This window comes from Kitasatospora cathayae, assembly GCF_027627435.1.
Classification (GTDB): Bacteria; Actinomycetota; Actinomycetes; order Streptomycetales; family Streptomycetaceae; genus Kitasatospora; species Kitasatospora cathayae.
In genome coordinates, this window is record NZ_CP115450.1 from 8,196,042 (window position 1) to 8,214,578 (window position 18,537).

Annotated in this window: 17 protein-coding genes and 1 pseudogene; 8 read left to right on the plus strand and 10 right to left on the minus strand. The window is 74.0% G+C overall.

Going from position 1 to position 18,537, the window contains the following annotated elements; translation table 11 throughout:
• Nucleotides 1–5: 5 nt before the first annotated feature.
• Nucleotides 6–2,453, minus strand: coding sequence for a cytochrome P450 (locus O1G21_RS36630; RefSeq protein ID WP_270149879.1), 2,448 nt, complete (start codon nucleotides 2,451–2,453; stop codon nucleotides 6–8).
• Between the two features lie 378 nt (nucleotides 2,454–2,831).
• Between O1G21_RS36630 and O1G21_RS36635 the strand changes: the two genes are divergently transcribed.
• The 4 genes from O1G21_RS36635 to galE all read left to right on the plus strand — a co-directional run bounded on the left by O1G21_RS36635 (nucleotide 2,832) and on the right by galE (nucleotide 7,844).
• Entirely contained in the window at nucleotides 2,832–3,281 is a 450-nt protein-coding gene (locus O1G21_RS36635; protein WP_270149880.1) for a hypothetical protein, read from the plus strand.
• Between the two features lie 475 nt (nucleotides 3,282–3,756).
• Nucleotides 3,757–5,967: an RICIN domain-containing protein gene (locus tag O1G21_RS36640; protein WP_270149881.1), complete on the plus strand. Its 2,211-nt coding sequence runs from the start codon at nucleotides 3,757–3,759 to the stop codon at nucleotides 5,965–5,967.
• A gap of 53 nt (nucleotides 5,968–6,020) precedes the next feature.
• On the plus strand, nucleotides 6,021–6,692 hold the full coding sequence (locus O1G21_RS36645; protein ID WP_270149883.1) for a hypothetical protein: 672 nt from the start codon (nucleotides 6,021–6,023) through the stop codon (nucleotides 6,690–6,692).
• 135 nt (nucleotides 6,693–6,827) lie between these two features.
• Complete coding sequence (galE, locus tag O1G21_RS36650) at nucleotides 6,828–7,844, plus strand: UDP-glucose 4-epimerase GalE (protein WP_270149884.1); 1,017 nt, start codon at nucleotides 6,828–6,830, stop codon at nucleotides 7,842–7,844.
• Nucleotides 7,845–7,856: 12 nt separating this feature from the next.
• Here the strand turns inward: galE and O1G21_RS36655 are convergent, their stop codons facing one another.
• Together O1G21_RS36655 and O1G21_RS36660 are read right to left on the minus strand one after the other, a co-directional pair.
• Entirely contained in the window at nucleotides 7,857–8,546 is a 690-nt protein-coding gene (locus O1G21_RS36655) for a lytic transglycosylase domain-containing protein (RefSeq protein WP_270149885.1), read from the minus strand.
• Nucleotides 8,547–8,629: 83 nt separating this feature from the next.
• On the minus strand, nucleotides 8,630–8,836 hold the full coding sequence (locus O1G21_RS36660; protein ID WP_270149886.1) for an antitoxin: 207 nt from the start codon (nucleotides 8,834–8,836) through the stop codon (nucleotides 8,630–8,632).
• Between the two features lie 279 nt (nucleotides 8,837–9,115).
• Between O1G21_RS36660 and O1G21_RS36665 the strand changes: the two genes are divergently transcribed.
• Both O1G21_RS36665 and O1G21_RS36670 read left to right on the plus strand, forming a co-directional pair.
• A complete protein-coding gene (locus O1G21_RS36665) occupies nucleotides 9,116–9,688 on the plus strand; it encodes a DUF6542 domain-containing protein (RefSeq protein ID WP_270149887.1) in 573 nt (190 codons plus the stop codon).
• Nucleotides 9,681–11,276, plus strand: coding sequence for an LCP family protein (locus O1G21_RS36670; protein ID WP_270149889.1), 1,596 nt, complete (start codon nucleotides 9,681–9,683; stop codon nucleotides 11,274–11,276). The genes O1G21_RS36665 and O1G21_RS36670 overlap by 8 nt, the downstream gene beginning before the upstream one ends.
• 24 nt (nucleotides 11,277–11,300) lie before the next feature.
• Here O1G21_RS36670 and O1G21_RS36675 read toward each other — a convergent pair whose 3' ends face one another.
• The 3 genes and pseudogenes from O1G21_RS36675 to O1G21_RS36685 all read right to left on the minus strand — a co-directional run.
• Nucleotides 11,301–11,672: a hypothetical protein gene (locus tag O1G21_RS36675; protein WP_270149890.1), complete on the minus strand. Its 372-nt coding sequence runs from the start codon at nucleotides 11,670–11,672 to the stop codon at nucleotides 11,301–11,303.
• Nucleotides 11,669–12,493, minus strand: coding sequence for a nucleotidyltransferase (locus O1G21_RS36680; RefSeq protein WP_270149891.1), 825 nt, complete (start codon nucleotides 12,491–12,493; stop codon nucleotides 11,669–11,671). The genes O1G21_RS36675 and O1G21_RS36680 overlap by 4 nt, the downstream gene beginning before the upstream one ends.
• Nucleotides 12,494–12,633: 140 nt before the next feature.
• Nucleotides 12,634–12,813: pseudogene (locus O1G21_RS36685) on the minus strand (hypothetical protein); the annotation flags it as partial.
• On the opposite strand from O1G21_RS36685, the gene O1G21_RS36690 reads away from it, so the two are divergent.
• Nucleotides 12,731–13,111, plus strand: coding sequence for a winged helix-turn-helix transcriptional regulator (locus O1G21_RS36690; protein WP_270149893.1), 381 nt, complete (start codon nucleotides 12,731–12,733; stop codon nucleotides 13,109–13,111). The pseudogene O1G21_RS36685 and the gene O1G21_RS36690 overlap by 83 nt on opposite strands.
• 57 nt (nucleotides 13,112–13,168) lie before the next feature.
• On the opposite strand, the gene O1G21_RS41885 is transcribed toward O1G21_RS36690, so the two are convergent.
• The gene (locus O1G21_RS41885) at nucleotides 13,169–14,896 is read right to left on the minus strand and encodes a DUF6777 domain-containing protein (RefSeq protein WP_405000762.1); all 1,728 of its coding nucleotides are present in this window, start codon (nucleotides 14,894–14,896) and stop codon (nucleotides 13,169–13,171) included.
• A 189-nt stretch (nucleotides 14,897–15,085) separates the two neighbouring features.
• On the opposite strand from O1G21_RS41885, the gene O1G21_RS36700 reads away from it, so the two are divergent.
• Nucleotides 15,086–16,429, plus strand: coding sequence for a streptophobe family protein (locus tag O1G21_RS36700; protein ID WP_270149896.1), 1,344 nt, complete (start codon nucleotides 15,086–15,088; stop codon nucleotides 16,427–16,429).
• Between the two features lie 36 nt (nucleotides 16,430–16,465).
• Here the strand turns inward: O1G21_RS36700 and O1G21_RS36705 are convergent, their stop codons facing one another.
• From O1G21_RS36705 to O1G21_RS36715, 3 genes are read right to left on the minus strand one after another with little or no spacing between them, the layout of a single operon-like run.
• A complete protein-coding gene (locus O1G21_RS36705; protein WP_270149897.1) occupies nucleotides 16,466–16,840 on the minus strand; it encodes a DUF1304 domain-containing protein in 375 nt (124 codons plus the stop codon).
• 16 nt (nucleotides 16,841–16,856) lie between these two features.
• Complete coding sequence (locus tag O1G21_RS36710; RefSeq protein ID WP_405000763.1) at nucleotides 16,857–17,861, minus strand: serine/threonine-protein kinase; 1,005 nt, start codon at nucleotides 17,859–17,861, stop codon at nucleotides 16,857–16,859.
• Nucleotides 17,858–18,478, minus strand: coding sequence for an SH3 domain-containing protein (locus tag O1G21_RS36715; protein WP_270149898.1), 621 nt, complete (start codon nucleotides 18,476–18,478; stop codon nucleotides 17,858–17,860). The genes O1G21_RS36710 and O1G21_RS36715 overlap by 4 nt, the downstream gene beginning before the upstream one ends.
• Nucleotides 18,479–18,537: the final 59 nt, after the last annotated feature.

Sequence of the window (18,537 nt, forward strand, 5' to 3'; positions counted from 1 at the left end):
GGGAATCAACGCCCCCGCTCGCCCGGTACCAGGTAGCGGTCACTGGTGCTGGTCCAGGCCTGGACGCCGGCGACCAGTTCCCGGGTGCCGTCCAGGTACCAGCGCCCCGCCGGGTGCCGGCGGCCCAGGTCGCGGCGCAGTTCCTCGTTCTCCTGGCGCAGCCGGGCGACCCGGGCGCGGACCGCTCGGACGGCCCGGCTGCGGGTGCAGCCGCGGACCCGCTGCAGGGTCAGGACGGTGTTGAAGGCGGCCGCGCTCTGCCGTTCCTCCCGCTCCAGCGAGTAGAGGTCGTTGATCAGCGTCGCGGCGTCGGCGGTGTTGGCCCGCAGGCGGTGCAGTGCGGGCTCCGCGTGCAGGGCGGCGGGGGCGTCGGCGCCGTGGACCCGTTCCAGTATGTTCATGAAGGGGTAGAGGCAGCTGCCGTGGCGGCGCAGCCGCATGGTGTCCGTGAGGCCGAGGCCGAGGGCGGGGACGGTGCCGCGGGCGCGGTGCTCGGCCTCGGCGGGGAAGGTGGCCAGGCAGGCTCGCCACTCGCGGGCCGCCCTGGCGCGCCAGGCCGCGGAGGTCGACTCGCTCTGGCGGTGCCAGAGTTCCCGCCAGGCGGTGAGTAGCCGGTCGTCCGGGGTGTCCGGGCGCGCGTCGCCGTCGAGGGCGGAGATCAGCGGGTCGACCAGCGCGTGGGCCTCCGCGGGACGGCGTCCGGGCGGCCCGTCGAAGCGGTCGTCCAGGACGGTGAACCAGCCCAGTACGTCGACCAGCAGGTCCAGTTCGGTGCCCCGGGCGCGCGGGAAGGCGTGGCCGATCAGCTCGTGCAGCCCGTAGGCCTGGTAGCCGGGCAGCTCGGCCGGGGCGAGCAGGCCGTGGCGGACCGCCCAGTCGGCGTGCCGGTCGGCGGCGGCGCGCAGTTCGGCGGGCGGCCGTGGAGCCGGCACGGGGGTGGCTGCCGTGCCGGTGAACGGGCACCGGGCGGGGAGCGGCCGGTCCGGCTCCGTCGCCGCGGGGCCTTCGTCCGTCGCCACGGTGGTCGGCGTGCGAGGCGCCAGCCGGACCTTCAGGCCCTGGGCCTGGACGGTCGTCCACACCACCTCGCGGGCCCGGGCCCCCGGCACGGCCACCGGCCGCCAGCGGCGCAGGATCGCGGCGGCCGCGACGGTCAGCTCGGCCCAGGCGAAGGCTTCGCCGATGCACTTGTGCTTGCCCGCCCCGAACGGCAGGAAGGAGGGCCGTCCGAGTCCGCCGCCGTCCTGCCAGCGCTCGGGCCGGAAGCTCAGCGGTTCGTCGTAGCGGACCGGGTCGCGGTGCAGTGCGGTGAGGCTGTACAGCAGTTCGGTGCCGGCCGGGATCCGGTACGGGCCGAGGTCCACCGGCACCTGGGCGGTGCGCATCAGGAAGGCGTTGGGCGCGTGCAGTCGCACCACCTCCTGGGTGACGCTGCGGGTGTAGGTGAGCCGGCTGAGTGCCTCGGGAGTGGGAGTGGCACCGGCAGGGAGGTGTTCGTCCAGCTCGGCGAGGACGCGGGCCTCCACCTCGGGGTGGCGCAGGAGTTCGTCCAACAGCCAGGTGAGGGTGGTGGAGACGGTCTCCGTACCGGCGCCGAACATGGTGATGGCCTCGGAGCGGACGTCGGCCTCGGTGAGCGCACGGCCGGTGGCCGGATCGGTGGCGGCCCGCAGCAGGGCCGGCAGGGTGTTCCCGCGCTGCGCCGAACGGGCCTTGCCGGCACGGCCGTTGACGGCCTGATCGACCACCTGGTTGAGCACCCGGACGGCGGCGTCGAAGCGCCGGTTGACGGGCAGCGGCAGCCGGGCGAACGCCGGGTGGGGGTAGAGGGACTGGACGATCTGGCCCTTGACCAGGTCCGGCAGGGCCCGGTGGAAGGCGAGGGTGGCGTCCTCGCTGAGCCGGGCGCCGAACAGCGAGCGGGTGACGATCTCCAGCGCCAGGTGATTCATCTCCTTGGCCACGTCGAGGACTTGGCCGGACCGCCAGCGCCCGGCCCGCTCCTCGGTGACCTGGTGCATCACGGCCAGGTACCCGGCCATCCGGTCCGGGCCGAAGGCGGGCTGGATGATCCGGCGGCGGTCGCGGTGGGCCTGGCCCTCGGACATCAGCAGGCCGTCGCCGAAGGCCGTCTTGAGGGTGTCCTGGACGGCGCCGCGCGGACAGTCGTGGGCGAGCGCGACGAGCAGGGTGTGGACCAGCCGGGCGTCGGTCACCACGCAGACGGTGCGCGGCCCGAGCCTGATGCGGACCACGCCGCCGAGGCGGGCCAGCGAGCCGAGGAAGCCGAGCGGGTCGCGCAGCAGGGCGGCGGCGTGGCCGAGGCCGGGCAGCGCGCCGGGGGCGAGCGGGGGGACGGCGGCGCGGACGGTGGGGACGGGGGGCGGCGTGGTTCTCGGGGGGACGATCCGTTTCCGTGTCTCTGCCAGCAGGGCATTGGTCGGCAGGGCCATGACACTTCCTCTCACCAGGAGGACCGGTGCGGGCGGTACCGGGGGAAGGCACCGGCCGGCCGGCCGGGAGGCGGGGGACCGGCGAGCGCGGTTCCCGCGTGCACCCGGGGCAGAGGGCGCACGCCATAGGAAACGCGCCGGTCCGACGGGCGTTGCGTCGAACGCGCAGGGATCACTCCAATGGCTGATCCGCCCGGAGTCCGCCCGCCGTGCACCGCCGCCCCGGCCGACAGTACGGCCCATGGCATCGGCCTGGCCAGCGGGGATGTCCATGCCCTGAGGTTCGTGCACTACCCGGACCGCGGGGTCTTTGGACCCTCGCCCGCGCGGCCGTGCGAGGCCCAGCATGGTCGGTGGAGAAGGAAGGGGGCCGGGACCATGGACTGCGATGGCGAGGTCATGCTGACCGTCCGGATCGCCGCCGCCGAACGGGCGCTGCTGCGGGACCTGGCGCGCGGTCACGGCGGCGACGTCTCCGGGGTCGCGGTCGACGGGCTGCTGGAGGTCATCCCGGCGCTGAGCGACGACGGTTCGGTGCTGCCGCTGCTGCGGGTCCTCGCCCGGCCCGCGCCCTGCGCGGTGACCCTCTGGCTGCCCGCCCCGGTCGCGGACCTGCTGCCGCTGCTGGGCGAGCGGCTGGTGCGCACCGGTGGGCCGGCCACCGGCTCGGCCAGTGCCGCGCTGTCCGCCGCGCTGCGACTGTGGCTCGCCGGGGACCGCGCGGTGCTCGCCGCCGGGCTGGCCCGGCTGCACGGCGGTTGCGGTGCGACCGGGCGCGCGGCCCGGTCGGCGGTCGGCGGGGTGGCCCGGATCGAGGTCGCGGCCTGAGCGCTTCCGCTAGATGACGGGTCGCCATGTGTCCGACGGCGATGGCATGTCCGGGGCGGAAACTTCCCTGTTCAGGGCACTGGTCACGACCTGTCGAGAGGCCTGGCGTTCGTCACGGCCGACGGAGCCGCGGGCCCCGGGGCTCCGGCCGGGTGGCCGCCACCACCCCATGCCGGGGAGCGTGCACCCCCCGAGTGCGCTCCCCGGCACCTTCGTGCCCGTGCGCCTCCGCTGAACCCTTCTCCGCGCGGCCCGTCCCCGCGCGGCTCGTCCCCGCGAGGCTCGTCCCCGCGAGGCCAGTCCCTGCGCGGCCCGTCTCCACGAAGCCGGTCTCCGCGCGGCCCGTTTCGAACGAGTCTGGAAATTTCGCAAGAGGTTTCTGTTATTCCCGGCCGTCCCCCTCGCTCTCCCTTGTGTCGGAAGGTCCGAGCCCCGCATCACCGGGCGCGGACCGTCACACGAGGAGAGGAACGCGATGGGACACCGGAGCAGCGAGCTCCGTCGGCGCAGGCGCCGCAGGCTCACCCGCAGGAGTGCCCTGGTCGCCGTGGCGGTGGCGGCCGGACTGGTCGCGGGCACACTGGGCCTGCGCACCGTGCTGGAGCCGGGGGCGGTGCGCGCCACCGTCACGGCGGCGGACGCGCCGGTCGACGCGGTCGCGGACGACGGTGGGCCGGGGGAGACCGGCACCGCCGAGGGCGCCACCAAGGCGCCCGCCCCGAAGCGGGACGAGAAGGTCGCCCCGCCGAAGGCGATACCCAAGGACCAGCCCGAACGCGGCCTGGTCTACGCCGGGTTGAACCTGCCGACCAGTGACCGCTGCGGCAACATGCTGGAGGTCACCGGCAGCACCCAGTGCAGCCACGGCCCGGACGCGCCGCCCAAGGACGTGGACATGCGCAAGGACGTCCCGCCGGTCGCGGCCCCGGCCGCCCAGGCGCCCGCGCTCACCCCGGCGGCCGGCTCCCAACCGCCCGCGGCCGCCGATCTGTTGAAGGGCGGCGCGCCCGTCCTCGACGCCACCCAGAAGGCGCTGCTCGGTGGCTCCGCCGCCGCCTCCGCCCCCGCCGCCGCCTCCGGCACCGCCGCCGAACCGCAGGGCGCCGCGGCCCCGGCCGCCGGATCGGGCCTGGTCTGCGAGGGCGACGGCAGCAGCGGCAACCGCGTCCAGGTGGTGTACGTGCACACCCCGGGCAACGACCGGTACGCCCAGTACCTGTCCTCGTTCAAGAAGTGGGCCGCCGACGTCGACGTCATCTACAACGCCAGCGCCGCCGAGACCGGCGGGGTGCGGCACGTCCGCTTCGTCACCGAACCGGACTGCACCGCCTCGGTGTTGAACGTGCAGATCTCGGACGCCGAGATCCAGGACTTCAACGCGAGCAACCGCGCCCTGGCCGCGCAGGGGTTCAACCGCAAGGACCGCAAGTACATGATGTTCACCGACGCCAAGGTGTACTGCGGGATCGGCACCTTCGCCGGCGACGAGCGCGCCGGGCAGGACAACCTCAGCAACTTCGGCCCCTCGTACGGTCGCACCGACGCCGGCTGCTGGAGCGGCTCCACCGCCGCCCACGAACTCGGCCACAACCTGGGCGCGGTGAACAACAGCGCGCCGAACTCCAGCAAGGCGGGCCACTGCACGGACGAGTGGGACATCATGTGCTACTCGGACGCCCCCTACTATCCGCAGATGCGGACCGTCTGCCCGGACCGCGCCCATGACGACCGGCTCGACTGCAACCACGACGACTACTACAACACGAACCCCGCGCCCGGTAGTTACCTGGCCACGCACTGGAACGTCGCGAACAACCGCTTCCTCATCGCGGGCAACGGCACCGGCCCGAACCCCACGCCCACCCCGACCCCGACCTCGAGCCCGACGGCCACCGGCACGCCCACCCGCACGCCCTCGCCGTCCCCGACGCCCACCGGCAGCCCCACCGCCACGCCGACCGGGTCCCCGTCGCCGACCGCGACCCCGCCCACGGGCAGCACCGGTCCTGACGTGACGGTCAGCCAGATCACCCAGAACTCGGTCATGCTGAGCTGGAACCCCGTCCCGTCCGCCGCCGGCTACGACGTCCAGCTGAACGGCCAGACCATCGGCACCGTCCGCTCGACCGTGGTCGGCGTGGTCCGGCTGGCCCCCGGCACCGGCTACACGGTGGCCGTCGCCGTCCGCGACGCGGCCGGAACGGTCGGCAAGCCCGGTCGCCAGGCGAGCTTCCACACCCTGGCCGACGCCGGCCGCCCGCAGCCCGGCACCCACTACACGATGGTCAACGGCCTCACCGGCCAGGCCGCCGACCTGTGGGGCAGCTCGATGAACGACGGCACCGTGGCGATCGGCTACCAGCGCACCGGCTACGCCAACCAGAAGTGGTCCTTCGAGGACGCCGGGAACGGTGCGGTGCGGATCAAGTCGGTGCGGTCCGGCAAGTGCCTGCAACTCGGCGGCACGCCGGTCGCCGGACAGTACGTGGCGCAGCAGCCGTGCTCGGACGCCGGCGCGCAGAAGTGGCAACTCGCAGCCGGTGACGGCGGGTTCACCCTCGCGGCGGACGGCTCCACCCTGGTGCTCGGGCTCAGCGACCGCTGGTACTACGGTGGTTGGCTGCTGGAGCTCCAGCAGCCGAACGGCCGGCCGTACCAGAACTGGTCGCTGGTGAAGACCTCGTAGGTCCGGAAACCCCGCTCCACCGCTCGCACCACGGGTGCGGCCGCCATCACCCGATGGCGGCCGCACCCGGCGCCGCCGCTCCCCGCACCCTCACCGTCTCCGCCCGAGGAACGCCCGTCATGGTCATCCGCACCCGCCCGCTGCTCGCCGCGCTCGCCCTCGCCGCCGCGGCCGTCCTGCCCGCCGCCGCACCCGCCGCCGCCCACGGCGACACCGTCCACCTGGAGGTGGCCGGGCAGCGGAACGGCCGGATCAGTGCCGTCGCCACCTGGGAGAACGACCACGACCCGGTCACCGAGGACTTCGCGGGCACGCTGTCCGCGACCGCCGCGGACGGCCGGACCATCGGCCCCTGGCGGTTGGTCGCCGTGCCGGATCGGCCGGGGACGTACACCACTCGGGAACTGCTGCCCGCCGGGCACTGGAAGGTCGTGGTCGACTGCGCCTTCCCCTCGCTCGGCCACGGCGAGCGCGAACTCGACGTCGAGGCGGCCGCGATCAGCGACCCGGCGCCGATGGGCGCAGCCGCCGGGGCGGCCGCCCCCGCCGCACCCGAGACCGGCGCTCCAGCGGCGGCCATGACGGCCACCGCCGCCGCGCCCGTCCACGGGACCACCGACGACGCCACCACCTGGGCCGCCACCGCCACCGCCACCGCCACCGCGGTCGTCGTCCTGGTCGCCGTCGGCTTCCGGCTGCGCGCCCGCGCCCGAGCCCGCCGCTGACGGACCGGGAACCGGCGCCCGCGCCCCGGTGATCAACACCGCACCGCCGAACGGGAACCGGCCGTGTACCGCGTACGTCCCAACGATCACCGGGCGTCACCGGACACCCGGCCGATCGCAAGGGAGCAACCGCGCATGAGGAAGGTCCTGATCACCGGCGGTGCCGGCTTCATCGGCAGCACGGTGGCCTCCGTCCTGCTCGACCGGGGCATCACCCCGGTCGTCCTGGACGACCTGTCCAAGGGCCGCGCCGAGTTCGTGCGGAACCGCGTGTTCTACCAGGGCGACATCGCCGACGCCGCCCTGCTGGAGCGGATCTTCACCGAGCACCCGGACATCGACGCGACCGTGCACTGCGCGGCCCGGATCATCGTCCCGGAGTCGGTGGCCAAGCCGCTGTTCTACTACCGGGAGAACGTCGCCAAGACCGTCGAACTGCTCGACGCCCTGCAGCGCCACGGCTGCACCCGGGTGGTGTTCAGCAGCTCCGCCTCGATCTACGCGCCGACCCCGGACGCCAAGGTCGACGAGAGCTCCGCGGTCGAGGCGAACAGCCCGTACGCGCGCACCAAGCTGATGATGGAGCAGGTGCTCCAGGACTGGACCCGGGGCGAGGGGGCCGAGCAGCAACGGGTCATCGCCCTGCGGTACTTCAACCCGATCGGCGCCGACTCCCAGCTGCGCACCGGCCTGCAGAACCTCAACCCCAGCCACGCCCTCGGCAAGCTGATCGAGGCGCACACCTACGGCACCCCGTTCACCGTCACCGGTGTCGACTGGCCGACCCGGGACGGGTCCGGCATCCGCGACTACATCCACGTGCAGGACCTGGCGGAGGCGCACGTCGCGGCGCTGCTCCGGTTCGACGAGGTGATCGCCCCCGACGCCGCCGACCGCTACCGGGCGATCAACGTCGGAACGGGCGAGGGCACCACCGTCCGTGAGCTGGTCGCCGCCTTCGAACAGGCCGTCGGCACCGAGCTGGACGTCCGCGAGGCCGGGCCCCGCCCGGGTGACGTGATCGGCTGCTACGCCTCCGTGGACGCCGCCCGCGATCTGCTCGGCTGGGCACCGCAACGCACCCTCGCCGAGGGTGTCGCCGACGCGCTGGCCTGGCGCACCAAGTGGGCCGCCGAACTCGGCGTCAGCTGACCGGACCGGTCGTCACCTCACGGCCTCGCCGGAGCGCGCCCAGTTGTCGTGCAGCCGGTCCAGGTAGGACTGCGCCTGCGGACCGATCTTGACGCCCCGGGCGAAGGCGAGCATGTTGCCCGCCCCGGCGTTGTAGCCGAGGGCGAGCAGCTCGTCCTTGTCCAGCGGGGCGCTGACCCGGGCGGGGAGCTGGCCGGCGAGGTCGTGGAGGTGCCAGGCGGCGGCCTGGATCGCCAGGTTGCGGTCGTCCGGCAGCTCCTCCCAGCGGCGGGAGGCGAACGGGCGGCCCGGCTTGGTGTCGTCGAAGGCGGCCCGGTGCATGTTGGCGATGCCGAAGGCGGCGTCCGGCTTGTTGCGCTGCCACGCCCGTTCGAACTCGGGGTCGTGGGGTTTGTACGCCTCGTTGTAGAGGATCGCCATCAGCAGCTGGGGGTTGACCCCGGCCTCGCCGGCGTACTGGCGCACGGGCGCCGCGTAGTCGGCCGGTTCGTAGCTGCCGGAGGGCTTCGACGGCGATGCGGACGACGCGCCCGGGGAGGCGGCGGAGGGCGCCGCGGCGGTGGTGGACGGGGACGAGGAGGGCGCGGCCGAGGAGGTGGCGGGCTCGTGGCCGCCCCCGCGGACGATGCCCCACCCGGCCGCCGCCAGCACACCGATCACGATCCAGCGCCCCCAGCGGGACCCCTTCTGCTCCTCACTCACCGCTGTCGGCCCCTCCCCGTTCGCCCGTCATCCAGTTCGATCACCGTACGGTCGGCCGTGCCTCGTGGGAGGCCCGTCCGACCCTATTCGGCGGTCTTCTGCTCGCCGTCGAGGTTGCGCAGGAAGTCCTTCGCCTTCTCGACACCGGTGTCGATCTGCCCGCTGTACTTGCCGTCCGTGCGGTCGTCGATCACCTCGCCGACCTTCTCCAGGCCCTGCCCGAGCACGTCGCTGTGCTCGCGGGCGAGGTCGGTGGCCTTGTCCGCGAGGTTCTTCAGACTCTCAAACATGGTGACGCTCTGCTCCTCTGATGCGTTCCTGTAGGTGTGCCGACGTGGCGGGGATCATGGTCATCCTGTGGCGGGGATCATGGTCATCGTAACGAGAGCCCCGAAACGTTCGGTCGCGGCGGAACGGCGGCGGGTGACTTTGCTGATATGGGTTTGTATGCTCCACATCAACCTCTACAGGCCTGTAGACGGTGGGAACTGCCACGGGACCGGTGGCGTCCCGGCACGAGCGGTGGCGTGGTCGCGCCGCCGCAGCCGAAACGATCGAGGGAAGTGCGCATGGCCGGCCAGCGGGCGAGAACGTCGTACCAGGACGCGGGACCTCGCACCGAGGACCCCGCCGTGCCCGCCCAGCGCTCCCGCGCGGCCGGCGGCGACGCCGACCCGGCACGGGAGGCCCGCGCCCAGCGCGGCGGGGCCTCGCGCCGCAGGCAGCAGGCCCGCCGGCGTGGCGGTCCGCTCGCCGCGCTCACGGCGGTCGGGCTGCCGCTGGTCGGCGGGATCGCGGACGAGCTGAGCGGCCCCGGGGCCGGCATCCTGTTCGCGGTCGGCGCGGTGCTCGGCACCGGCCTCGCCGCCCTGCTGTGCAGCCGTGCCGGCCGTTGGTGGGTGGTGACCGCCGCCCCGGTGGTGGTGCTGCTGACCGCCTCGGGGGTCGAATACCTGTGCAATCCCGACAAGTACCAGGGCAAGGGCCTGGGCACCGGCGCGGTGCGCTGGATGGTCGGGGCGTTCCCGGTGATGGCGGAGGCGGTGGCGGTCGTGCTGCTGGTGATCGTGGTCCGGGCGGTGCTCGAGCGCCGCAGGCCCGCCCGGGCGGGTGCCCCGAGCGGAAGGGGGCGCCGTGGCTGAGCTCAGCAACCGCCCGCGCGGGCGGGTTCCGGGCCGTGGCCCGGCCCCGCTGACCGTCGCCGGCCGCACCCTGGCCTGTGCCGTGTCGGTCGCCGTGCTCGGCGCCAGCGGCTTCACCTGGTACGAGTACCGCAGCCTGGACGACGGCGTGTTCAAGTCCACCGCGCTGGCCGACGCCAAGAAGAACGCCCCGCCGCATCTGGACAAGTCCGTCAACCTGCTGCTGATCGGCCTCGACAGCCGCAAGGACATGGACGGCAACGACCTGCCCAAGCAGTTCGTCGAGGACGAACTGCACGCCGGCTCCAGTGAGATCGGCGGCTACAACACCAACGCCCTGATCGTGCTGCACATCCCGGCCAACGGCGGCAAGGTCACCGCGCTGTCCGTCCCGCGTGACGACTACGTGCAGACCGTCGGCGCCGACGGCAGGATGCACAAGATCAAGGAGGCCTACGGCATCGCCAAGGAGGCCGCCGAGGCGAAGCTCGCCGGCAAGGCCCTCTCCAGGGCGGAGCTGGAACGGCAGAGCCGGGAGGCGGGCCGCTCGGCCACCATCCAGACCGTGCAGAGCTTCCTGGACGTCCCGATCGACCACTTCGCCGAGGTCAACCTGATCGGCTTCTACGACATCGCCAAGGCGGTCGAACCGATCCAGGTCTGCCTCAACCACCCGGTCGACGATCCGATCATCGCCCGGACCGCCACCCACGAGGGCGGCGGCACCGGCCTCAAGCTGCCCGCCGGGATCAGCTCGCTCGACGCCGCCCAGGCGCTGTCCTTCGTCCGCCAGCGCCACCACCTGACCAACGGCGACCTCGACCGCACCCACCGGCAGCAGGCGTTCATCTCCTCGGTCGAGTACCGGCTCAAGCAGCAGGGCATCCTCAACGACTTCGGGCAGATGCAGAAGCTGTTCGAGGTGGTGAAGAAGGACGTCGTGATCGACAACGAGTGGAACGTCCTCGACTTCGCCCAGCAGGCGCCCAACCTCACCGGTGGCAACGTCGAGTTCAACACCCTGCCGATCACCGGGTTCAAGACCATCGGCGGGCAGGAGGTCAACACCGTCAACCCGGACCTGATCAAGAGGATCGTCCGGCAGCTGTTCAACCACGAACAGGCGCCCGCCGTCCCGGCCACGGCGCCCGGCAACGCCCCGAGCGAGACGGCCACGTCCACGCCCTCGCCGAGCGCCGCACCCAAGTCCGTGGTCGACGTCAACGCGGCGGCCGGTGCGGGCGCGGCGGCCACCGAGTCCAAGGCGCTGGTCGAACTCGGCTACCAGGCGGGAAGGATCGGGGAGGCCCCGGCGCGGACCCGGGCCACCGCGGTGACGTACGGCAGCGGCGCCAAGGCCGACGCCCAGGCGGTCGCCGCCCGCTACGGCGTCACCGCCGTCCCGTCCTCGGCGGTCGCGGCGGGCCACGTCCTGGTCACCCTCGCCGCCACCCGCACTCCGACCCCCACCCCGACCGCGCCCTCGGCGGGTGCCTCGGCTCCGGCCGACGGCTCGGCCGACCCGGCCGCCGGGTTGCCGATGCAGGGGCCGGCGGTGAAGGCCGGCGGGATCCCCTGCGTCGACTGATCGGTCATTCCGGGTGACGGGCGTTCACCGGCCGGGCCAGTCGTCGGGCCGGCCGGGTCGGTCGGGCTGCTCGGGCTGGTGGACGCGCAGGTCCCGCAGGGGCTCATGGCCGAGCACCTCGACGTACATGATCCGGCCGTCGACGACGTCCAGGAAGAGGGTGCCCTTCGCGGGTAGCAGCGGCACGCAGCGATGGCCCGGGCCGTACGGCTGTCCGGCCCGGTGGGGCTCCGTGTGGAAGCTCTGGCAGAAGTCGTCGCCGCAGCCGCAGTCCGCGACCAGGCGCAGATCCCGGGCGTGGACGGCGAGTTCGGGCTCACCCTCCTGCTCCAGGAGCGCGACCAGCTCGTGGACGAGATCGGGGAAGACCTCGCGGACGAGGGGGTGGCCGGTCATGGGCGCGGTGCCTTCTCGCCGTGGACCGCGGAGTACTCGGCGGCGAGCCAGCGGGCCAGGTCGTCGATGAGCACGGTCAGGACGGCGCGGTCGGTGGTGGGTGTGCGGGCGACGGCCGCGGCGAGGCGCATCTGCTCGGCGCGGTCGGGGTAGTGGGCGGCGAAGGCCTCGGCGGAGACGGTGAGGTCGCTGGTCCAGCCGTTCCAGCGGGGCATGACCAGGGTGAAGCCGGTGCGGACGATCCGGCGCGAGACGGTGCGGCTGAGCGCTGCGAGATCGGCGTCCTGGGCGGCGACGCCCGGGGTGGCGGCGGCCGCGAGTCGTTCGCGCCAGCGGGGGAGGACGAGCGCGAGGTCGCCGTTGGTCTCGCGGGCGAGCAGGGGGCTCGGGCGGTAGCGGGGGAGCCGCCCGGCGAGGTCCTCGCCGAGCAACGGGGTGCAGAGGCAGGCGACGAACCATCCCAGGTCGTACCGCTCCAACTCGCTGAGCAGCGTGTCCGTGTCGAACAGGAGCACGCCGACGCCGTTGACCTGGGGAAAGGCCGAATCGAGGGCGGCCTCCAGGACGTCGGCCTCGGCGCGGTCGTCCGGGGTGGGCCGGCGGCGCAGGGCGAGCAGCAGGTCGAGGTCGGAGACACCGGGGACCGCGGTGCCCCGCGGGATGCTGCCGTACAGGTAGGCGCCGTGCAGCCGGGCGGGGCCGAACGCGGCGGCGATCCGCTCCCGGGCGGCGTCGACCACCGGGGCGAACTCCGCCGTGACGCGGTCCAGCGAACCCTCCCGCGCGATGTACCCGTCCTCGTCCAGTCCTCTGCTGATCACGACGGCACTCTGCCGGTCCGCCGCATCGTTGGCCACCGATTAATGCGTGGAGTTGACGCCGGGTCAGTGTCAGTGGGGCGTGCAAGCATTCATCGCACACGAACACGAGGGGAACGCGCATGGGCACCTGGGACATCGGCAGAATCCCAGCGGCATCCGTCGCCGTCCTTCGGGAACTCCACAGTGTCGAACCGCTTGTACGAGCGGAAGCGCGGATATCCGGGCGCATCCCCGGACTTGACCCGGCGCGTTCGTGACGCCTTCGACGGGCTGCGCCGCTTCGGACAGTTCCAGAAGAACCTGGGGCTGGCCAAGGACATCCTGTCGGCCCGGCTGGCCGACCTGGTCGCCAACGGGGTGTTCGAACTCGCCCCGGCCGCCGACGGCGGTCCGTACCAGGAGTACCTGCTCACCGAGCAGGGGCGTGCCCTGTTCCCGGTGATCACCGCCCTGCGGCAGTGGGGTGACCAGTGGTTCTTCGCCGAGGGAGAGCCCCGGGCCCGACTGGTCGACCGCGCGTCGGGCGCGCCGGTCGCGCCCGTGGAGGTGCGCGCGGCGGACGGACGGGTGCTCGGTCCGGCGGAGGCCGAGGTGCTGCTGCCCGGGGCGGGCGCCTGAGACGCGCCGCTGCCACCGGCGTTCGCGATGGCCGGTGGCAGCGAGGAGTTCATGCGGTCAGGGTGTCGTGCGCGTCCCGGTGGTCGTGCCCGTCCCGGTGGTCGTGGTCTCGGTGGTCGTCGGAGGCCGGGAAACGGTGGTCTCCGTGGCCGTCGGAGGTCGGGAAGCGGTGGTCTCCGTGGCCGTCGGGCTCCTGGCGGTCATGGTCTCCGTTGCCGTCGGGGCTCGGGTGGTCGTGGTCTCCGTGGCCGTCGGGGCTCGGGTGGTCGTGGTCTCCGTTGCCGTCGGGGCTCTGGTGGTCGTCGTGCTCGCCGAGGACCCGGACGCGGACGCGGATCCGGTCGACGTGGACGTGCTCGACGAGGCGGTCGTCCCGGACGGCGTGCCCGAGGAGGTGGTCGAGCCGGACGTTGTCGAGCCCGATGTCGTCGAGCCGGAGGTCGCGGACCCGGACGTCGTCGCACCCGAGGAGGTCGCCGCCGAGGAGGTCGCGCCGGAGGAGGTCGCGCCGGAGGAGGCCGCCGACGTGGACCCTGATGCGGAGGTGGACCCCTTCGCCGACGTGGACCCGGACGCGGAGGTGGATCCCTTCGCCGACGTCGACGCCGTCGCCGTCGGAGTGGTCGGCTTCCACGGGACGGGCGGCGGGATGCCCGGCGCCAGCGGGCCCCTGGGCGGATCGACGTGCTTGTCCACCACGTCGATCCGCCCGGTCAGCCGGGAGAACCAGCCGCCCGTCTCGATGTTCACCAGGATGATCTCGGTCACCGGCTGCGGGGCCGGCGCCACCACGATCAGCGTGGTCGGCTGGAAGCCCGTCCACGCCTTCCCGGTGTACTTGGCGTTGCTCACCAGTGTCGCCGGCTTCAACGGGTTGCCGCAGGCGCAGCGCACCCGGGGCACGCCCTGGGAGTCCACCAGGACGGCGGTGCCAGCCTGCAGCGCCGACTGGTACTGCACCACGGCGCCGCTCTTGTAGCTGTGGTTGGTCACCCGGGTGTCCACCCGCAGGTACGCCGAGGTCAGCGAGCGCAGGTAGGACGGGACGGCGGACTGGTCGATGCCCGCCGCCGAGGCCCAGGCCCGACCGGCGTCGCCGCTGCCCACCATGCCGATCAGCCGTTCGGTGTCACAGCTGGGCTTGCTCATCGTCCCGCCGTACAGCCCGGCCGAGCTGCCCTGCACGCTGTGCAGGACGGCCGGGGAGCCGCTCTTCGGTGAACCGCCCGGCTGGGTCCGCGCGGTGGTGGACGTGGTGGCCGGCGCCGTGGTGGCCGGCGCCGTGGTGGGCGGTGCTGTGGTGGGCGGTGCCGTGGTGGGCGCGGGAGCGCTCACGCCCTGGGTTTCCACCGAAGGGGTGAACGGGGCGGGCCCGGGATCGGCCGGGGCCTGCAGGGCGACCTCATCGGCGCTCGGGATGGCCTCGTGCTTGCCGCCCTGGTTGTTGACGACCAGCACGGTGGCCACCACGGCCGCCACCACCACCGCCGCGGCGACCGACAGGCCCCTCCTGGAGCGCCACCACGGCCTGTGCGGGCCGCCGCCCGCACCACCGGCGGACGACCCGGACGGGCCCGAGGGCGGTGGTGGCACGGACGGCGGTCCGGCGGCGCCGCCACCGGCGGGCGGGCGGGCAAGCGGGCCGGAAGGGGGACCGGACGGCGGGCCGTACGGCGGTTCGCTCGGCGGCCCGGAGGGAGGCGGTTGGGAACTCATCGAGGCTCCGTTTCGCAGGCGGCCGGCGCGAACGGCCGGCACGGGAAAACTCCTGCCACTGGCTTCCATTTCTCCCCCGGTGCCCCGTTCGCCGCAACAGCAGGTGCCACCGCCGTCGCCGAGCGTGTCCGGCGGCGGTCGGTCACCCTGGAACGGATCACACCCCTGGAACGGATCACACCCCGGGAACGGATCAAGCCCCAGGAGCGGATCACACCCTGGGACCGGATCAGCCCCGTTCGAACAGAGGGAGGCGGCATGCAGCAGCCCACCACCGGGGCCGCCGGCCCGCCCGGCGCCGTCCGCGGCTGGCTGGACGCACTCGCGGTCGTGCTGGCCGGGCTCGTCGCGATGGCGGCGGTGGCCGCGCTCGGCCTCTGGCTGGCCGGCGCCGACGACCTTCCGGAGGGCGGCTTCCCGCCCGTGCTCGCCGCGACGCTGGCGCTGGCCGTCGGCGGATCCGTCCAACTCGACGGCGGGGCGGGAAACTTCGCCGCCGTGGACGCCGGGGTCGATGCGATGCCGCTGTCCGTCTCACTGGTCGGCGCGGTGGTGATGGCCGAGGTGTTCCTGCGCCAACTGCGCTTCCGCGCGGTCGCCGGCGGCGGTGAACTGCTCGGCCGGATCGCCCGCACGGTGGTGCTCTGGCTGATCGCCCTGGTGGTGATCACCGTCACCGCCAAGCACACCTTCGTGATCCAGCTCGGCGGCAGTCTGGTGCAGACCATCGGCGGTGCGCTCGGGCTCACCCCCGAGGTCGGCTTCCACGCGGACGGCCCCACCACGATCGGCATCGGGCTGGCCTGGCTGCTGCTGGTGCTCGCGGCGGCCTTCGCGGTGTCCCGGCGGGCACCGCTGCCGCGCGGTCTACTGGCCTACCAACTCGCCGTCCGCCCGGCCGCGTTCGCCCTCTGGCTGGTGTTGCTGGCGTACGTGGTGATTGGCGCGGTCGCCGGGATCATCATCGCGATCACGCACGACGACCCCCGGCGGACCATGGCCGTGCTGCTGCTCGCCCTGCCCGACCTGGTCTGGCTGGCCTTCGGCATCGGCCTCGGCGCCGCGTGGCACGGCCGGCTGGTCGGCGGGCTCGGCCTGCCCGTCCCGGAGCCGCTGAGCGCGGTGCTGCGCGCGCCCGGTGGCAAGGAGGCGACCATCGACCTCGGCAGCCTGGCCGACCACGACCCGCGCAGCTGGTGGCTGCTGCCGGTGGCCGCCGTGCTGCTGCTCGCCGCCGCCTTCCTCGCCGCCCACCGCTCCCCGCGCAGCGTCCGGCTCGGGCAGCACGCCGTCCGCTTCGCCCTGGCCACCGCCGTCACCGTGCTGCTGGTCGGCCTGTGGACCCGGATGGACGCCGACTACGGGCTGTCCGTCCTGGGTGTCGGGCTCGGTCAGGGCGGTCTGGGGGACCTGCTCGGCGCGGTCCTCGGCGGCAGCAATCCGCTGGCGACGCTGGGCAGCGGCAGCCTGACGCTGCGCCCGGCCCTGTGGCCGGCGGTGCCGTTGGCGGTGGGTTGGGGGCTGGTGACCGGGCTGATCGGAGCGCTGCTCGCCTCGCGGGTGCGGCGCCGCGGGGAGGTCACGCAGGACGCGGGCGGCTGAGGGCCCGGCCGAGGTCGGCCCCGCCCCCGGACGCCCTCAGACCGCCTCGGCGATCAGGATGACCGCCGCGGGGACGGCCTGGCCGAGGGCGCCGCGCCACAGCTTCGGCTCCGAGACGACCAGGGTGATCCCGCCGGCCACCATGAACGCGGCGACGTACAGGATCACCGGCCGCCCCGATCCGGAGTGCCCGGTGTGCAGCAGGACCAGGCCCGCGACCAGACCGAGGGCCAGGAACAGGTTGTAGAAGCCGACGTTGAAGCGCCACAGCCGGACCTCCGGGGCGTCCGCCGTGCTGCCGGTGAGCAGGTAGCGCACCCGAGGGTGCCCGTACAGGTAGCTCTCCAGCGGCCACACCACGAGGTGGATCGCGGCGGCGAGCATGGCGAAGACCTGGCTCACGGCGTTCATGGTCGATGGCTCCCTGTCAGTCCCGGAACGGTGGGTGGACGACCGGGCCGGCCCAGGCGGGCGGCTCCGGTACCGGGGCGCCGGGGGCCCGGGCGACGGCCGGGACGGCCCGGGTGGGCGGCCCGCTCCCGCTCCACGGAGCGGGCCCGATGGCCGCCCGCAGCTCGTCGACGAACCGCAGGCAGCTGGGGTACCGCTCCCCGGGCTCCTTGGCGAGGGCCCGGGCGACGACCGCCTCGACCGCCTCCGGGAGGTCCGGCCGCGGCCCGAGCAGCCCGGGCGGCGGGTCGTTGAGGTGCGCCCAGAGCAGGGCGAGGTCGCTCTCCCGGCGGAACGGCGGGGTGCCCGCGAGCAGCTCGTAGACCACGCAGCCGAGGCTGTACTGGTCGCAGCGCCCGTCCAGCGGCTTGCCGGAGATCTGCTCGGGCGCGGCGTAGTCCAGCGTCCCGACGATCTGGCCGACGCTGGTCAGCCCGCTGAGCGAGAGGGACTTCTTGGTCAGCCCGAAATCCGCCAGGTACAGGTGCTCGGGGTGCTCGCTGTCGGTACCGGCGGCGACCAGGACGTTGCCCGGCTTGACGTCCCGGTGCACCAGCTCGTGGTCGTGCGCGGCGTCCAGGGCGGAGGCGATCTGCAGCGCCAGCCGGGTGGCGCGCTCGATCGGCACCGGGCCGTCCCGGTTGATCAGGGCCCGCAGGTCGCCGCCCTCGACGAAGCGCATCGCCAGGTACAGGATGCCGTCGTGCTCCCCGGCCTCGAACACCGGGATGATGTGCGGGTGGTCGATCCCCGCGGCGGCCTCGGACTCGTGCATGAACCGCTGGCGGAACACCTCGTTGCGGGCCAGCTCGGGGGCCAGCAGCTTGACCGCGACGGTCCGGCCGAGCCGCAGGTCCTTGGCCCGGTAGACCACGGCCATCCCGCCGCGCCCGATCTCCTTCTCCAGCCGGTAGCCGGCCACCTTCCGTCCGACCAGGCCGGCCGGCAGGCTGGGCGCCGAGGGCGGTTCGTCGGGGATCACGGCTCGCCGGTCCGGGTGGGCGCGTACGGGCTGTGCACCGGAGACGCCGCCGGAGACGCCGCCGGAGGCGGCGTCGGCGCCGGCGACGTCGTCGGGGGCACCGGGGAGACCGGGGTGGACACCGGTGCGGGCGACGGCCGGTCGGTGGCCGCGTACGTCTGCAGCTGCAGCCCGTCGCAGTAGCACCAGCGGTCGTGCACCGGGTCGAACACCCAGAGCGCCTCGCCGTCCGTCAGCAGGCCGATCCGCAGGCCGCGGGTCCGCTCCCGGAAGGACTCCAGGTCCAGCGTGCCCGCGGCGAGGTCCTCCAGCAGGGCGCGGTGCCGGGAGAGCGCGGCCTCGACCTCGGCGAGCGCGGGGCGCGGGTCGGCGGTGCGGGCGGGCGGGCCGCTCGCACCGGGCGGCGGCTGGGGGAGCGCGACCAGCAGCCGGCCGTCCACCCAGGCGGTCCAGCCGTTGGAGCAGAGGACCTGGGCCCAGTCGCCCTGCCGCACGATCAGCCGGACCGGGAGCAGCGGGTCGAGCCGGGCGGACGGGCGTGCGGGATCCGGGGCCGTCCAGGTCGCCATGCCGTTCGGTGGGGCGACGTGGGTGGGGCGGAACGCGAACTCGTCCATGGGCGGGTGGATTCCCTCCGCCGCGCGAGCCGGAGCCGGGAGTCGGAGCCGAGGGGCCG

Bases quoted from the DNA above. Each gene is read 5' to 3' on its own strand.
- O1G21_RS36630 (WP_270149879.1), bottom strand. From the start codon at position 2,453: ATGGCCCTGCCGACCAATGCCCTGCTGGCAGAGACACGGAAACGGATC.
- O1G21_RS36635 (WP_270149880.1), top strand. From the start codon at position 2,832: ATGGACTGCGATGGCGAGGTCATGCTGACCGTCCGGATCGCCGCCGCC.
- O1G21_RS36640 (WP_270149881.1), top strand. From the start codon at position 3,757: ATGGGACACCGGAGCAGCGAGCTCCGTCGGCGCAGGCGCCGCAGGCTC.
- O1G21_RS36645 (WP_270149883.1), top strand. From the start codon at position 6,021: ATGGCGGCCGCACCCGGCGCCGCCGCTCCCCGCACCCTCACCGTCTCC.
- galE (WP_270149884.1), top strand. From the start codon at position 6,828: ATGAGGAAGGTCCTGATCACCGGCGGTGCCGGCTTCATCGGCAGCACG.
- O1G21_RS36660 (WP_270149886.1), bottom strand. From the start codon at position 8,836: ATGTTTGAGAGTCTGAAGAACCTCGCGGACAAGGCCACCGACCTCGCC.
- O1G21_RS36665 (WP_270149887.1), top strand. From the start codon at position 9,116: ATGGCCGGCCAGCGGGCGAGAACGTCGTACCAGGACGCGGGACCTCGC.
- O1G21_RS36675 (WP_270149890.1), bottom strand. From the start codon at position 11,672: ATGACCGGCCACCCCCTCGTCCGCGAGGTCTTCCCCGATCTCGTCCAC.
- O1G21_RS41885 (WP_405000762.1), bottom strand. From the start codon at position 14,896: ATGGAAGCCAGTGGCAGGAGTTTTCCCGTGCCGGCCGTTCGCGCCGGC.
- O1G21_RS36700 (WP_270149896.1), top strand. From the start codon at position 15,086: ATGCAGCAGCCCACCACCGGGGCCGCCGGCCCGCCCGGCGCCGTCCGC.
- O1G21_RS36705 (WP_270149897.1), bottom strand. From the start codon at position 16,840: ATGAACGCCGTGAGCCAGGTCTTCGCCATGCTCGCCGCCGCGATCCAC.
- O1G21_RS36715 (WP_270149898.1), bottom strand. From the start codon at position 18,478: ATGGACGAGTTCGCGTTCCGCCCCACCCACGTCGCCCCACCGAACGGC.